14 protein-coding genes are annotated in these 13,926 nt (G+C 64.3%); 13 read left to right on the forward strand and 1 reads right to left on the reverse strand.

Translation table 11 applies throughout. The features are described from left to right. The first annotated feature begins 103 nt into the window (after window positions 1-103). The 9 genes from XH80_RS42975 to XH80_RS43015 all read left to right on the forward strand — a co-directional run bounded on the left by XH80_RS42975 (window position 104) and on the right by XH80_RS43015 (window position 8,972). The gene (locus XH80_RS42975) at window positions 104-1,060 is read left to right on the forward strand and encodes an N-carbamoyl-D-amino-acid hydrolase (protein WP_083514855.1); all 957 of its coding nucleotides are present in this window, start codon (window positions 104-106) and stop codon (window positions 1,058-1,060) included. A gap of 73 nt (window positions 1,061-1,133) precedes the next feature. Continuing rightward, entirely contained in the window at window positions 1,134-1,961 is an 828-nt protein-coding gene (locus XH80_RS42980) for an ABC transporter substrate-binding protein (protein ID WP_271603838.1), read from the forward strand. Further along, complete coding sequence (locus XH80_RS42985; protein ID WP_271603839.1) at window positions 1,958-2,815, forward strand: amino acid ABC transporter permease; 858 nt, start codon at window positions 1,958-1,960, stop codon at window positions 2,813-2,815. The genes XH80_RS42980 and XH80_RS42985 overlap by 4 nt, the downstream gene beginning before the upstream one ends. Further along, window positions 2,812-3,576, forward strand: a complete 765-nt coding sequence (locus tag XH80_RS42990) for an amino acid ABC transporter ATP-binding protein (protein WP_271603840.1) — start codon at window positions 2,812-2,814, stop codon at window positions 3,574-3,576. The genes XH80_RS42985 and XH80_RS42990 overlap by 4 nt, the downstream gene beginning before the upstream one ends. A 16-nt stretch (window positions 3,577-3,592) precedes the next feature. Continuing rightward, window positions 3,593-4,408: an ABC transporter substrate-binding protein gene (locus XH80_RS42995; RefSeq protein ID WP_271603841.1), complete on the forward strand. Its 816-nt coding sequence runs from the start codon at window positions 3,593-3,595 to the stop codon at window positions 4,406-4,408. After that, a complete protein-coding gene (locus tag XH80_RS43000; protein WP_271603842.1) occupies window positions 4,395-5,279 on the forward strand; it encodes a polysaccharide deacetylase family protein in 885 nt (294 codons plus the stop codon). The genes XH80_RS42995 and XH80_RS43000 overlap by 14 nt, the downstream gene beginning before the upstream one ends. Before the next feature lie 59 nt (window positions 5,280-5,338). Next, the gene (locus XH80_RS43005; RefSeq protein ID WP_271603843.1) at window positions 5,339-5,995 is read left to right on the forward strand and encodes an aspartate/glutamate racemase family protein; all 657 of its coding nucleotides are present in this window, start codon (window positions 5,339-5,341) and stop codon (window positions 5,993-5,995) included. Between the two features lie 23 nt (window positions 5,996-6,018). Further along, the gene (locus tag XH80_RS43010) at window positions 6,019-7,602 is read left to right on the forward strand and encodes an ABC transporter substrate-binding protein (RefSeq protein WP_271603844.1); all 1,584 of its coding nucleotides are present in this window, start codon (window positions 6,019-6,021) and stop codon (window positions 7,600-7,602) included. After that, window positions 7,599-8,972 (forward strand): amidohydrolase family protein, encoded by a 1,374-nt coding sequence (locus tag XH80_RS43015; RefSeq protein ID WP_271603845.1) that lies wholly within the window; start codon window positions 7,599-7,601, stop codon window positions 8,970-8,972. The genes XH80_RS43010 and XH80_RS43015 overlap by 4 nt, the downstream gene beginning before the upstream one ends. Here the strand turns inward: XH80_RS43015 and XH80_RS43020 are convergent. After that, on the reverse strand, window positions 8,969-9,868 hold the full coding sequence (locus XH80_RS43020; RefSeq protein WP_271603846.1) for a LysR substrate-binding domain-containing protein: 900 nt from the start codon (window positions 9,866-9,868) through the stop codon (window positions 8,969-8,971). The two genes, XH80_RS43015 and XH80_RS43020, sit on opposite strands and share 4 nt — an antisense overlap. A 273-nt stretch (window positions 9,869-10,141) precedes the next feature. Between XH80_RS43020 and XH80_RS43025 the strand changes: the two genes are divergently transcribed. The 4 genes from XH80_RS43025 to XH80_RS43040 are packed head-to-tail and all read left to right on the forward strand — an operon-like array spanning window position 10,142 to window position 13,922. After that, window positions 10,142-11,179, forward strand: a complete 1,038-nt coding sequence (locus XH80_RS43025) for an ABC transporter substrate-binding protein (RefSeq protein ID WP_271603847.1) — start codon at window positions 10,142-10,144, stop codon at window positions 11,177-11,179. 27 nt (window positions 11,180-11,206) lie between these two features. Beyond that, window positions 11,207-12,247 (forward strand): ABC transporter ATP-binding protein, encoded by a 1,041-nt coding sequence (locus XH80_RS43030; RefSeq protein ID WP_271603848.1) that lies wholly within the window; start codon window positions 11,207-11,209, stop codon window positions 12,245-12,247. After that, window positions 12,244-13,119, forward strand: coding sequence for an ABC transporter permease (locus tag XH80_RS43035; protein ID WP_271603849.1), 876 nt, complete (start codon window positions 12,244-12,246; stop codon window positions 13,117-13,119). Before XH80_RS43030 ends, XH80_RS43035 begins: the two co-directional genes overlap by 4 nt. After that, on the forward strand, window positions 13,116-13,922 hold the full coding sequence (locus XH80_RS43040) for an ABC transporter permease (protein WP_271603850.1): 807 nt from the start codon (window positions 13,116-13,118) through the stop codon (window positions 13,920-13,922). Before XH80_RS43035 ends, XH80_RS43040 begins: the two co-directional genes overlap by 4 nt. The last annotated feature ends 4 nt before the right edge of the window (window positions 13,923-13,926 follow it).

A 13,926-nucleotide genomic window follows, 5' to 3' on the forward strand; every position in this document is an offset into this window, starting at 1 on the left:
TGCTTTTGCAGCCCGGCTTACGCCTAATACCTCGGATTTGCACGCTGGATCAAAGGGTTCACTAGCCCATTGAGGCAGCATTGCGCACAGATTGGAGGCAAACTTGGTTCGTGTCCTTCGCGCCGCCGCCGCCCAGATGGGGCCGACGCAGAAAGCCGATGCGCGTGAGCAGACGCTGTCGCGGATGCTGGCCATGCTGGAGGAAGCGGCGGGCCGCGGCGCCAGCCTCGTGGTGTTTCCCGAACTCGCCTTCACCACCTTCTTTCCGCGCTGGTTTTTGGAAGGCGACGCGCTTGACCAATATTTCGAGCGCGGCATGCCGAACCCGGCCGTGGCAAAACTGTTCGAGCGCGCGCGTGCGCTGCGCGTCGGCTTCTATGTCGGCTATGCCGAGTTGACGCCCGAAGGCCGCCGTTACAATTGCGCCATCCTGGTCGATCGCGACGGCGAGATCCTCGGCCGTTACCGCAAGGTGCATCTGCCGGGGTCGGTCGAGCCTCGCGAGGGTGCGCGCTACCAGCAGCTCGAGAAGCGCTATTTCGAATATGGCGATCTCGGCTTTCCAGCGTTCCGCGCGGGATCTGCCTGGGCGCACGCGATCATGGGCATGATGATCTGCAACGACCGCCGGTGGCCGGAATCCTGGCGCGTGCTTGGCCTGCAGGGCGTCGAGCTGGTCTGCATCGGCTACAATTCGGCGGCCTATGATCCCAATGGCGGCAGCACTGAAGATGCCTCCTTGCGCACTTTCCATTCGACGCTGGTGACGCAAGCAAACGCCTATATGAACGCGACCTGGGCGATCTCGGTGGCCAAGGCGGGCGAGGAGGACGGCTCCGGCCTGATCGGCGGCTCCTGCATCGTCGATCCCAACGGCCGCATCGTCGCGCAGGCGGCGACGTTGACCGACGAGGTGATCGTCGCCGACATCGATCTCGACCTCTGCCGCCAGGGCAAGGACAAGATGTTCAATTTCGCCGCCCACCGGCGGCCTGAGCAGTACAGGGTGATCACCGAGCGCGCCGGCGTCATCGAGCCGGCCGTGCTCGACGCGGACTGAGCAAAATGGCACAGCGCTGGCTTGGATCAGCAACGAAAAAAGCCCGGCAAAGGAAAAGGTTGAAGGAGCTGATATGACACGCCTCTCGCATTTCCTCGCCTTCACAGCGCTGGCTGCGGTGACCTCAGTACAGGCTGCCGAGCTTCCGGCTGAGATCAAGCAGACGGGCGCGCTCAAGCTCACGGTCAACTCGACCTATGCGCCGATGGAATATCGCGACCCTGCCAGTAACGAGCTGGTTGGGCTCGACATTGATCTTGCGAACGAGCTTGCCAAGCGGCTCGGCGGCCTCAAGATTGTCTGGAGCGAGACGCCGTTCGCCGAGCTGATCCCCTCGCTCCAGACCAAGCGGGCCGATTTCATCATCTCGGGCATCTCCGACCGCGCCTCGCGGCGCGAGACCGCCGATTTCGTCGACTATCTGACCACAGGACCGCAGTTCTTCGTGATGGCCGACAGCGACGCGAAGGCTGCGGCCGATCTCTGCGGCAAGAAGGTCGGCACCACCCGCAGCACCAGCTTCCCGGTCGAGATCGAGAAATGGAGCAAGCAGAATTGCGAAGCCGCCGGCAAGCCGGCGATCCAGTACGTGCCTGGCGAGAACTCGATCGACGTGCGCAACCAGCTCAGGCAGGGCCGCATCGACGCCGCGGTGCAGGGCAGCGAGACGCTGCCTTATGCGCAGACGCAAGAACCTGGAAAATACCGCGTCGTCGGCGAGGCCTTTGCCAGAGGTTATCAAGGCATCATGTTCCGCAAGGACGATGCGGCGCTCCGCGAGGCCGTGACGGAGAAGCTCGCGGCGATGATCGCTGATGGCTCCTACAAGGCGGTGCTCGACAAATGGGGCCTGGGCGCCAATGCGGTCGCCCAGCCCATGCTGAACGCGGCGCCGCAATGAAGCCGGCGCCGGCACTCGCGGAAGGCTTCCCCGACCTGTCGGGAATGCGGATCGCGCGCGAGCCGCACTGGTTTCGCTGGTTCAGCGCGGCCCTGATCGTCCTGGTGCTGGCGGCAATTGCGCGTGCTTTCGCCAATGGCCAGATCGAATGGTCCTATGTCAGCCGTTTCATCACCGCAAAAGTGATCCTCGAAGGCATTGTCAACACCATGGTGATGGCGGTGCTGGCGATGGCGCTCGGCATTGTCCTCGGCATTGTCGTGGCGATCATGCGGCTATCGCCCAATCCGGTGCTGAAGACGGTCGCGGCCGGCTACACCTGGTTATTTCGCGGCACGCCGCTGATCCTGCAATTGCTGCTGTGGTTCAACCTGGCGCTGGTGTTTCCGACCATCGGCATTCCCGGCCTGTGGAGCGCGCGCGCCGTCGACGTCATGACGCCATTCCTCGCGGCGCTGCTCGGGCTCGGTATCAACCAGGGCGCCTATACGTCCGAAGTGATGCGCGCCGGCATGCTGTCGGTCGACATCGGGCAATATGAGGCGGCGCAGGCGATCGGCATGGGGCGGCTGCGCGCGCTGCGCCGGATCATCCTGCCGCAGGCGATGCGCGTGGTGATCCCGCCGCTCGGCAACGAGTTCATCGGCATGGTCAAGGCGACCTCGCTCGCGAGCGTCATCCAATATCCCGAGGTGCTGCACAACGCCGAGAACATCTATTACGCCAATTCCCGCGTGATCGAGCTCCTGATCGTCGCGGGCCTCTGGTATCTGCTCGTCGTCTCGATCCTCACCCCGCTCCAGATGCTGCTCGAACGCCGTTTTGCACGCGGCACAATGCGGCTCGCGCGATGACAAAGCCCCTCGTCGCGATCCGCTCCGTAGCTAAGAGCTTTGGAGAGTTCCAGGCTCTCAAAAGCGTCTCGCTCGACGTCTGGCCCGGCGAGGTGATGTGCCTGATCGGTGCCTCGGGCTCAGGCAAGACTACACTGCTTCGTTGCATCAACCAGCTCACCGCGATCGACGCCGGCGGCATCTGGCTCGACGGCGAGCTCCTGGGTGTGCGCGAGCAGGGTGGTAAGCTCTACCGCCTCAGCGAGCGTGAGATCGGACGGCAGCGGCTGAAGACCGGTATGGTGTTCCAGCGCTTCAACCTGTTCCCGCACAAGACCGCGCTGGAAAACATCACCGAAGGCCCGCTCCAGGTGCAGGGCCGCAAGGCTGACGAAGTGCGCACTGAAGCGCTCGAGCTACTTCGTCGCGTCGGGCTTGCAGCCAAAGCCAACTCCTATCCCGCGCAGCTCTCCGGCGGCCAGCAGCAGCGCGTGGCGATCGCCCGGGCGCTTGCGATGAAACCGATGCTGATGCTGTTCGACGAGCCGACCAGCGCGCTCGATCCGGAGCTGGTCGGCGAGGTGCTTGCCGTGATGAAAGAGCTGGCCAAGAGCGGCATGACCATGATGGTGGTGACGCACGAGCTCGGCTTTGCGCGCGAGGTCGCCGACCGCGTCGTCTATATGGACCAGGGCGTGATCGTCGAGCAGGGCCGCGCCTCGGACGTCTTGGGCACGCCGCGCGAAGAGCGTACCAGGGCATTTCTTTCGGCTGTAATCTGAAGTTGGGGATGTGATGATGAAAAGACTTTTGCTTACGGCGGCGTTCCTGGGCGCCATGAGCGCATCGGTGGTGGCGATCGAGCTGCCACCTGATCTCGCCAAACGCGGCAGCCTAAAGGTCGCGCTGGTGCCGAACTATCCGCCGATGGAGTTCCGCGATCCCGCCACCAATGCTCTGTCCGGATTCGACGTCGATCTCGGCGAGGCGATCGGCCGCAAGCTCGGGGTCAAGATCGAATGGACCGAGACCAGCTTTGCCGAGTTCATGCCGTCGATCTCGACGGGGCGGGTGGATGCCATCCTGTCCGGCTTCACCGATTATGCGAGCCGGCACGAGATTGCCTCCTTCGTCGACTATCTGCGCAGCGGTCCAAAGTTCTTCGTGCAGCAGTCCCGTGCGACGGAGTTCAAGGATATGGCCGCCTTGTGCGGCAAGAAGGTCGGCGCCAGCCGCCGCACCATGTTTCCGGCCGAGATCGACAAATGGAGCCAGCAGAACTGCGCGGGCAATCCGATCCAGTTCGTCGGCACCGACGGCTCGGCAGATGCGCGCACACAGCTCAAACAGGGCCGAATCGACGCCGCCGTGCAGGGCAACGAGACTCTGCCTTATGTGATGGACCTCGAGCCGGGCACCTATGCGCCGGTCGGCGATCCCTTCGCGACGCAGTTCACGGGCATTGCGCTGCCGGTCAAGGAAAAGGCGTTGCAGCAAGCGATCGTCGAGGCCGTCGATGCGCTGATCGCCGACGGCACCTATCGTACGCTGCTGGCGAAATGGAAACTGAACGACAACGGAATAGAGAAGGCGACCATCAATGCTGGACAGTAAGGCACTCCAGAGCATTCCGCTCACCCCAGCCAACACCGCGGATCCCGCGCCGGACTATCCGTGGCCGAAGCCGTACACATCGGCGATGTTCCTGTCGTTCGACGTCGATGCCGAGACCGCGTGGACCAGCAAGGACGCGCTGCACGCGCAGCGGCTCATCACCATGAGCTATGGCGGCTATGAGGCGCGCGTCGGCACGCCCAAGCTTCTGGAACTGCTCGATCAGCTCGATCTCAAGGCGACCTTCTTCGTCACGGGCTGGTCGGTCGATGCGCATCCAGCCATGGCGGAATCGATCCTCAAGGCCGGCCACGAGATCGGCCATCACGGCTATCACCATCTCTTGCCCGATCCCGGCGATCCCTGGATCGAGGAGGAGCTGGAGCGCGGTTTCGAGGCGTTGAAGCGCCGGCTCGGCGTCAAGCCGACCGGATACCGCGCACCCTATGGCGAGTTCACCGAGGAGCTGCGCGTGGCGCTGGTCCGCCATGGCATCGTCTACACTTCCTCGTTCCGCGACGACGTCAGGCCCTATCGGCATCGCCTCGCCAACGGCAAGCCCGGCACGATCGAGCTGCCGGTGACGGCGAGCTATGACGACTGGATGCATGGTCTCTCCGCCCGCTTCAGCCCGCGCTCGATCTTTCCCAAGGAGCATGTGCTCTCGATCTGGAAGGACGAGCTGGATGAAGTGCGCGACTGGGGCGCGATGGTGACGACCGTGCTGCATCCGCAATGCAGCGGTCGTCCGATGCGGCTGCGGCTGCTGCGCGAGTTCCTCACCTACGCAAAATCATGCCCTGACGTCTGGATCACAACCGGTGAGAAGATCGCGGAAAACTTCCTGCGCCACGAGGCCGCCAAGCGTTGAGAAGTGCCAGTGAGCCTTGCCAGTGAGCCTTGCAGTGAGCCTTGCCAATGAGCCTCGCCATGACCCGTCGCCGCATCCTCGTCATCAACCCCAACTCCTCGGCGTCGGTGACGGCGGCGATTGACGACGCGGTGGCGCCGCTGCGCATCGCGGGCGGGCCCGAGATCGAGGTGGTCGGTCTTGCCGAGGGGCCGCCAAGCATCAGCTCGCAGCGCGATGCCGACAGCGTGGTGATGCCGCTGGTGAACCGTGTATCGCGCGACAACGCGGATGCCTTCGTGCTCGCCTGCTTCAGCGATCCCGGCCTGCATGCGGTGCGCGAGGCGGCTGGCGGACGCCCCGTCATGGGTATCGCCGAATGCGGCATCTTTCGCGCGCTGATGCTCGGCGAACGTTTCGGCATCATCGCTCTGTCGCCGTCGAGCATCCGCCGTCAGCAGCGCATGGCGCGGGTGATGGGCGTCGACGGCCGTTATGCCGGCAGCTGGTCGGTCGGCGCCAGCGCGGCCGAGACGGCGAGTGCGGACATCCGCGGCCGGTTGATCGAGGCTGGCCGCGCGCTGGTCACGCAATATCGCGCCGATGTCGTGGTGATGGGCTGTGCGGGGATGGCCTCGCACCGAGGGGCGATTGCCGATGCGATCGGTGCGCCCGTGGTTGAGCCGGCGCAACAGGCGGTGGCCGTCGCGATCGGTGCGGTCTTGTTGAATACGTAAGGTACGTTTAGGAGCCTCTAGGAATGCCGATCTCCCGTCGTTCGCTCCTCAAGGCCGCCGCAGCGATGCCGGCGCTCTCATTGCCGGGCATCGTCCGCGCTGAATCGCAGTCGACCCTGCGCTTCATCCCCGTCATCGACCTCGCCTTCGTCGATCCCATCTATTCGACCGCGCAGGTGTCGCGAAACCATGGCTTCATGGTCTACGACACGCTCTATGGCATGAGCGCCTCGCTCCAGGTCTCGCCGCAGATGCTGTCGGGCCACGTCATCTCGAGCGACCAGCTGCAGTGGGACCTGACGCTTCGCGACGGCCTGTTCTGGCACGATGGTGAGCGCGTGCTCGCACGCGATTGCGTCGCCAGCATCCGCCGCTGGGCGGCGCGCGACGGTTTTGGCGGCGAGCTGATGGAGGCGACCAACGAATTGTCAGCCGCCGACGACCGCACCATCCGCTTCCGTCTCAAGCGTCCGTTTCCGTTGCTGCCGCAAGCGCTGGGTAAGGCCGCGATCAACGCCTGCTTCATGATGCCGGAACGGCTGGCGAGCCAGGATCCGTTCAAGCCGCTGACCGAGGTGATCGGCAGCGGCCCGTTCCGTTATCTCACTGATGAGCGCGTGCAGGGCGCGCGCAACGCCTACGCAAAGTTTGAGCGCTATCAGCCGCGCACCGACGGCAAGCCGGATTGGACCGCGGGCCCGAAGATCGTGCATTACGACCGCGTGGTCTGGACCACCACGCCCGATGCCGGCACCGGTGTTGCCGCGCTCCAGACCGGCGAGCAGGACTGGCAGGAGACCACGCCGCACGATCTGCTGCCGATCATCAAGGCCGCCGGCGATATCGAGACGCGCATCCTCGATCCCAGAGGTTACGCCTGCATGCTGCGGCTCAATCATCTTCAGCCGCCCTTCGACAATCCTGCCATCCGCCGCGCGCTGTTAGGCGCGATCGACCAATCCGCCTTCATGACGGCGGTGGCCGGCACCAATCCGGCGTTTCAGGTCTCGCCGATCGGCTTCTTCGCGCCGGGCACGCCCATGGCGAACGAAGTCGGCCTCGACGTGTTCCGCGGTCCGCGCAACTACGAGAAGGTCAAAGCTGAGCTGAAGGCCGCCGGCTACAATGGCGAGAGGATCGTGCTGCTCGTCCCCACCAACTCGCTGGCGCAGAAGCCGCTCGGCGAGATCGCGGTGGATAGCTTGCGCAAGGCCGGCATGAACGTCGAATATGCGGGCCTCGATTTCGCCGTGGTGTTGCAGCGCCAGCTCAAGAAGGATCCGATCGGGCAGGGCGGCTGGAGCGCGGCGGTCGGCAACTGGCAGGGCATCGATTGGCTCAATCCGGCCGGCAATACCAACATTCGCGGCGAAGGCAAGGTGGCCGGCTGGTATGCGAGCGAGAAGATGGGGCCATTGCGCAGCCAGTGGCTGGCGGCCTCCGAGCTTGCCGAACAGCAGCGCATCTGCCGCGAGATCCAGGCCGTCGCGTTCGAGGAAATCCCCTATATTCCAGTCGGCCTGTACAAGCAGCCGACTGCCTATCGCAAAGATATCACCGGCATTCTCGACGGCACCGCCGTGTTCTGGAACGTACGCCCCGCATGAGCACCACGGCAATTTTCGGCAGCTATGTGCTGTCACGCAAGGACGGCGCGCAGGACGTGCTGCGCGACCATTGGGTTCTGGTCGAAGGCAAGAAGATCGCGGCCGTCACGCGCGACAGGCCGCGCGCAGATCAGGTCTACGATCGTCCTGGCCGCTTCGTGCTGCCGGGCCTGTTGAACCTGCATAATCACTGCTTCTCTGAAGCCGTGGCGCGCAGCCACAGCGAGGATGGCAATGGCCGCAAAAACAACCAGAGCATCGTCTATACGGTGCTGCTGCCGCTGACCAAGCGCGGCGCGGAGATCCTGTCGGCGGAAGAGCGCCTCGCGGTGGCGCGGCTCGGCATCCTTCAGCTGCTCAAGGGCGGCGCCACCACGGTGATGGAGCCGTTCCGCAACTCGATCCCCGAGATGTTCGACGCGGCGGAGGAGATGGGCATCCGCTTCTACGGCGCGCCCTATCTGTTCTCGACCTCCGACGCCAAAGCCGGCCCGGATGGCGTGGTTCGCTATTCCGGCGACGACGGCGCCGCCGACATGGCGAGGTGGGATACGCTCTACCAGCGCTGGAACAATCGCGGCGACGGTCGCATCAACCTCGCGATGAGCCCGCACGCCACCGATACCTGCGGCCCCGATTTGCTGAAGGCCTGCGCCACCCGGGCGCGCGAGCTCGGCGTGCCCATCACGACGCACATGGCGCAGAGCCGCGCCGAGGTCGCGACCATCGGCAAGCGTTACGGCGGCCGCACGCCGGCGGAATATCTCGACTGGCTCGGCCTGCTTGCGCCCGATCTGATGGCGGCGCATTGCATGTTCAGCAGCGACGATGATCTCAAGCTGATGGCCGCGCGCGGCATGACCGTGCTGAACTGCCCGCGCGTGTTCGCGCGCGCCGGCGTCACCGCGGCGTTCAGCCGCTTCGCCGAGCACGGCGTCCGCACCGTGGTCGGCACCGACGGCTACAACATGGACCTGCTCGGCGAGCTCAATGCGGCCTCGCTGATCTCCAAGATCACCTCGGCCCGCGCCGACGTCGCCAATTCGCCCGAGCTGATCGAGGCGAACACGGCGGTGGCCGCCGACGTGATCAACCGTCCGGATCTCGGCCGCATCGAGCCGGGCACCACCGCCGACCTCACCGTGGTCGACCTTACCCATCCGCATCTTCAGCCGTTGTTCGACCCGCGCCGCGCGCTGATCGCGCTCGCCAACCGCGCCAATATCGATCAGGTCATGGTCGATGGCCGTATGCTGATCGATGAGGGCCGCTATCTCGGCGCGGATGAGGCTGCCATGGTTGCGGCAGGTACTGCTGCGATCGGCAAGATCTGGGACCTGCCGGAGGCGCAGGCTGCGTTCAACGGCTAGCTCTCAAACTCCGCCAGCGATTTCCGCATGGTCTCGACCAGATCGAGCGCGACCGGCGAGGGGCTGCGCTGCGCCGGAAACACCGCGGAGAACTCGAAGTCGATGCGCGGCAGGAAGCGGCGCACGACGACGCCGCGGTTGGAGAATTCCTGTGCGGTGAAGGGATCGCAGATCGCAACGCCCAGCCCTGATGACACCAAGCCGCACATGATCTCGGACAGCGCGGTCTCCACCCGCAGCACGCGGCGGACATCGTGGCGATGAAAGATCTGGTCGATGAGGTGCCGGCTCGACGATCCCGCCGAGAGCGAGATGAAGGTCTCGCCCTCGAAGTCCTGCGGCTCCAGCACTGGCTTTTCCGCGAGGCGATGACCGGTCGGTAGTACCGCGACGCGCGCAGGCGCCGGCAGCTTCTGGCTTGGCAGGCCGGAATGCGCGATCGGCACCTCGGCAAAACCGACGTCGCACTGATTGTTCAGCACCCAGTCGACCACGATCGGCGAGATCACGCCGAAGAAGGCGAGGTTGAGGTTCGGCCGCTCTTTCAGAAAGTGACCCGTGAGCCGCGGCAAGTATCCGTTCGACAGCGCCGGTAGTGCTGCGATCCGCAGCGAGCCGGTGCGGCGTCCCCGGATTTCCTCCGCTGCGGCGGCGATACGCTCGAGGCCGACGAAGGAGCGCTCCACTTCGGTGTAGAGCGCCATCGCAGCGGCGGTCGGCACCAGGCCCGTACCGCGCCGCTCGAACAGCTCCATCTTCAACAGCGCCTGGAGGTCGCGCAGCAACCGGCTGACCGCCGGCTGCGTAACTGTCATCAGCGCCGCAGCTTCGGTGACGCTGCCGGTCAGCATCATCGCCCGGAAGGCCTCCACCTGCCGCGAGTTGATCCGCGCCATCGCAAATCCAATTCATAACATTTGGGCATGTAGATGGTGCCATTATTCATTGGACGATGGAAGCTGGGGTTTGCGATCTTTTTCATCAGAGCTGGAGACAGACCGCTTTTTCGGCAGATTGGGGCTCAAAACGTCCCAGATCGCGCCAGAACCCGTCGAGCAGGGGCCGGAGCCCTGCTTCAAAGGGGATCGGCGCGGAAGGAAATGCGGCAAGTCGCTTCTCGCAGGGTTTGTCGGCACGTCACCTCATTCCGGTATTGGAGATCGGTCCTCATGAAGACTTCTAGCCTTCTGACCGCGGTCAGCATCGCAGCGCTCATTGCCATCCCAACGGCCGTCTCGGCCCAGCAGAAAACGCTCTATGTCGCCGGCTATGGCGGCTCGTTCGAGAAGACCATCCGCGACGAGGTGATCCCGACCTTCGAGAAGGAGAACAACGTCAAGGTCGAGTACGTCGCCGGCAACTCGACCGACACGCTGGCAAAACTCCAGGCGCAGAAGAGCAACCAGCAGATCGACGTCGCCATCGTTGACGACGGCCCGATGTATCAGGCGATCCAGCTCGGCTTCTGCGGCAAGCTCGACGGCCTGCCGACCGCTGATCTCTACGACACCGCACGCTTCAAGGATGACCGCGCGGTCGCGATCGGCATCGTCGCGACTGGTCTGATGTACAACACCAAAGTATTCGCGGACAAAGGCTGGGCGCCGCCGACCTCGTGGAACGATCTGAAGGACACGAAATACGCCAAGCAGCTCGTGATCCCGCCGATCAACAACACCTATGGTCTTGAAGCGCTCGTGATGCTGTCAAAGATGAACGGCGGCGGCGAGTCCAACGTCGATTCCGGCTTCAAGATCTTCAAGGACGAGATCAATCCGAACGTGCTCGCCTATGAGCCGTCGCCGGGCAAGATGACCGAGCTGTTCCAGTCCGGCCAGGCCGTGATCGCGGTGTGGGGCACCGGCCGCGTGCAGAGCTTTGCCAATACCGGCTTCCCCGTCGACTTCGTCTATCCGAAGGAAGGTGCGGCAACGCTGCTGACCACTGCGTGTCCGATCAACAAGCCCAACGCCTCGCCGCTCGCATCCAGCTTCGTGAAAATGCTGCTCGATCCAAAGATCCAGCTCGTGATGCTGAAGGATTACGGCTACGGCCCGGTGCTGAAGTCGCTGAAGGTGCCGCCGGAACTCGGCAAGATGGCGCCGATCGGCGAGCGTGCAGCCAAGCTCTATAATCCGGATTGGACCGCCATCAACGACAAGCGCGAGGAGTGGACCAAGCGCTGGAATCGCGAGGTCGAGCGCTGATCTGATCGTCCGCGGCGGAGACAGCGTATGGCCTATCTCGAGCTCGATCGGGTCGCCAAGCAATTCGGTGCGCAGACAGTGGTCGATGACTTCAGTCTAGCGGTCGGCAAGGGGGAATTCATCTCCTTCCTTGGTCCCTCCGGTTGCGGCAAGACAACGACCTTGCAGATGATCGCGGGCTTCCTCGATCCCACGCGCGGCGCGATCCGCCTGGAGGACAAGGACCTCACCGCGATCCACCCGGCCAAGCGTGGCCTCGGCATCGTGTTCCAGAGTTATGCGCTGTTTCCGCACATGACCGCGGCGGAGAACGTCGCCTTCGGCCTCGAGATGCGCAATGTGCCGCGCAATGATCGGGCCGAGCGCGTCCGTGCCGCGCTCGCGATGGTGGGCCTCGCCGGTTACGAGGACCGCCATCCCCGCCGCATGTCCGGCGGCCAGCAGCAGCGCGTGGCGCTGGCACGCGCGCTGGTGATCAAGCCGAGCGTGCTGCTGCTCGACGAGCCGCTGTCCAACCTCGACGCAAAACTGCGCGAGGAGATGCAGATCGAGCTGCGCCAGATCCAGCGCACCATCGGCACCACCACCATCCTGGTCACCCACGACCAGAACGAGGCGATGTCGCTGTCCGACCGCATCGTGGTGATGAGCCAGGGCAAGATCGAGCAGATCGGCACGCCGCAGGAGACCTACGAAAAGCCGGCATCGGCCTTCGTCTCGCAGTTTTTGGGCAAGACCAACGACTTTGCCGGCACGATTGATCGGACCGCCACGCCGGCGCAACTCGTGGCCGGCTCCTGGAGTGCGCCGGCGCCTGCGGGTCTCAGCGGCCCCGTCACCGTTAGTATTCGCCCCGAACGTATCGGCTTCGGCAATGCTGGCCTTAACGCAAAGATCGTCACCCGCATCTTCCAGGGCAATCACTGGCTGTTCCAGTGCGAGAGCGAATGCGGCCTTGCGATCGTGATCCGTCAGAACGACGGCAAGCCGCAGCCGGCCGAAGGCGAGGCGGTTCGCCTGACCTGGAGTTCCCAAGACATGAGTGTGCGCCCGAGGGCTGGCGCATGAGCATGGCCGCCGAGGAGCGCAGCGCGCGTGCGCCATGGGCGTTGACGGCGCCCGCCTTGATGCTGTTCGTCGGCGTGCTGGTGATCCCGCTCGCCATGACCGTGATGCTGTCTTTCCACGATTGGGGCCAGTACAAAGGCATCGAGCCGATCTTCATTCTCAAGAACTGGCGTGAGATCGCGACGGATCCCTATTACGCCGAGATGTTCTGGCGAACCTTTCGCATCGCGATCCTGACCACGCTGCTCACCGCGCTGTTAGGCGCGCCCGAAGCCTACATCCTCAACCGCATGAGCGGCCGCTGGAAGAGCTTTTTCCTGCTGGTCATTCTCGGCCCGTTGCTGATCTCGGTGGTGGCGCGCACGCTCGGCTGGGCGCTGCTGTTCGGCGGCAACAACGGCCTCGTCAACAAGCTTCTGATGACGCTTGGCGTGATCCGTTCGCCCATTCCCTTCATGTTCACCGAAACAGGAATGGTCGTCGCGCTCGCGCACGTGATGATGCCGTTCATGGTGCTGTCGGTCTGGGCGGCGTTGCAACGGCTCGATCCGCAGATCGAGAATGCCGCGATGTCGCTCGGCGCCGGACCCGTCACCATCATCCGCCGCATCATCATGCCGCAGATCATGCCGGGCGTGCTGTCGGGCGCGATCATCGTGTTCTCGCTTTCGGCCAGCGCCTTTGCGACGCCCGCGATCATCGGCGGCCGCAGGCTCAAGGTCGCGGCGACGCTCGCCTATGACGAATTCCTCAACACGCTGAACTGGCCCCTGGGGGCGGCCGTCGCCACGTTGCTGCTGGTCGCGCTGGTGCTGATCGTGGTCGGCAGCAACGCACTGATCGAACGCCGCTATGCGGAGGTGTTCCGATGAGCCGGAACGGCCCGCTCGCACTGATCTTCCACACCGTCTTCGTCATCGTCATGGTGGCGCCGATCCTGGTGGTCTGCCTCGTCGCCTTCACCCCCGAGGGTTTTCTGTCGTTGCCGACCAACGGCTTTTCGCTGCGCTGGTTCAGGGCGATCGCGCAATATCCCGAATTCATCCATGCGTTCTGGGTCAGTCTCGGTCTTGGCGCGCTGTCGTCCTTCGTGGCGTTGCTGTTTGCCGTGCCGGCGGCGCTCGCGATCGCGCGCTATCGCTTCCGCGGCCGCGATGCGCTCGCGGCGCTGTTCCTCTCGCCGCTGATGATCCCGCATGTCGTGCTCGGCATCGCCTTCCTGCGTTTCTTCACATCGGTTGGCTTTGGCGGCAGTTTTGCGGCGCTGATCATCGCGCATGTCGTCATCGTGTTTCCATTCGCGCTGCGGCTGACGCTGGCAGCGGCAACCGGCATGGACCACACCGTCGAGATGGCCGCGGTCTCGCTCGGTGCCGGCGGCTGGACGCTGTTTCGCCGGGTGACCCTGCCGTTGATCCTGCCCGGCGTCATCAGCGGCTGGGCGCTCGCCTTCATCCAGTCCTTTGACGATCTCACCATGACCGTCTTCCTCGCCGCACCCGGCACCGAGACGTTGCCGGTGCGCATGTTCCTTTATATCCAGGACAACATCGATCCGCTGGTGACGTCGGTCTCGGCCTGCGTGATCGCTGTCACCATGACCGCCCTCATTCTGCTCGACCGCTTCTACGGGCTCGACCGCGTGCTCGTCGGCAAGGGCGATGCGGGACGATAGGAGA

The sequence above is a fragment of the Bradyrhizobium sp. CCBAU 45384 genome (assembly GCF_028128665.1).
GTDB lineage: Bacteria > Pseudomonadota > Alphaproteobacteria > Rhizobiales > Xanthobacteraceae > Bradyrhizobium > Bradyrhizobium manausense.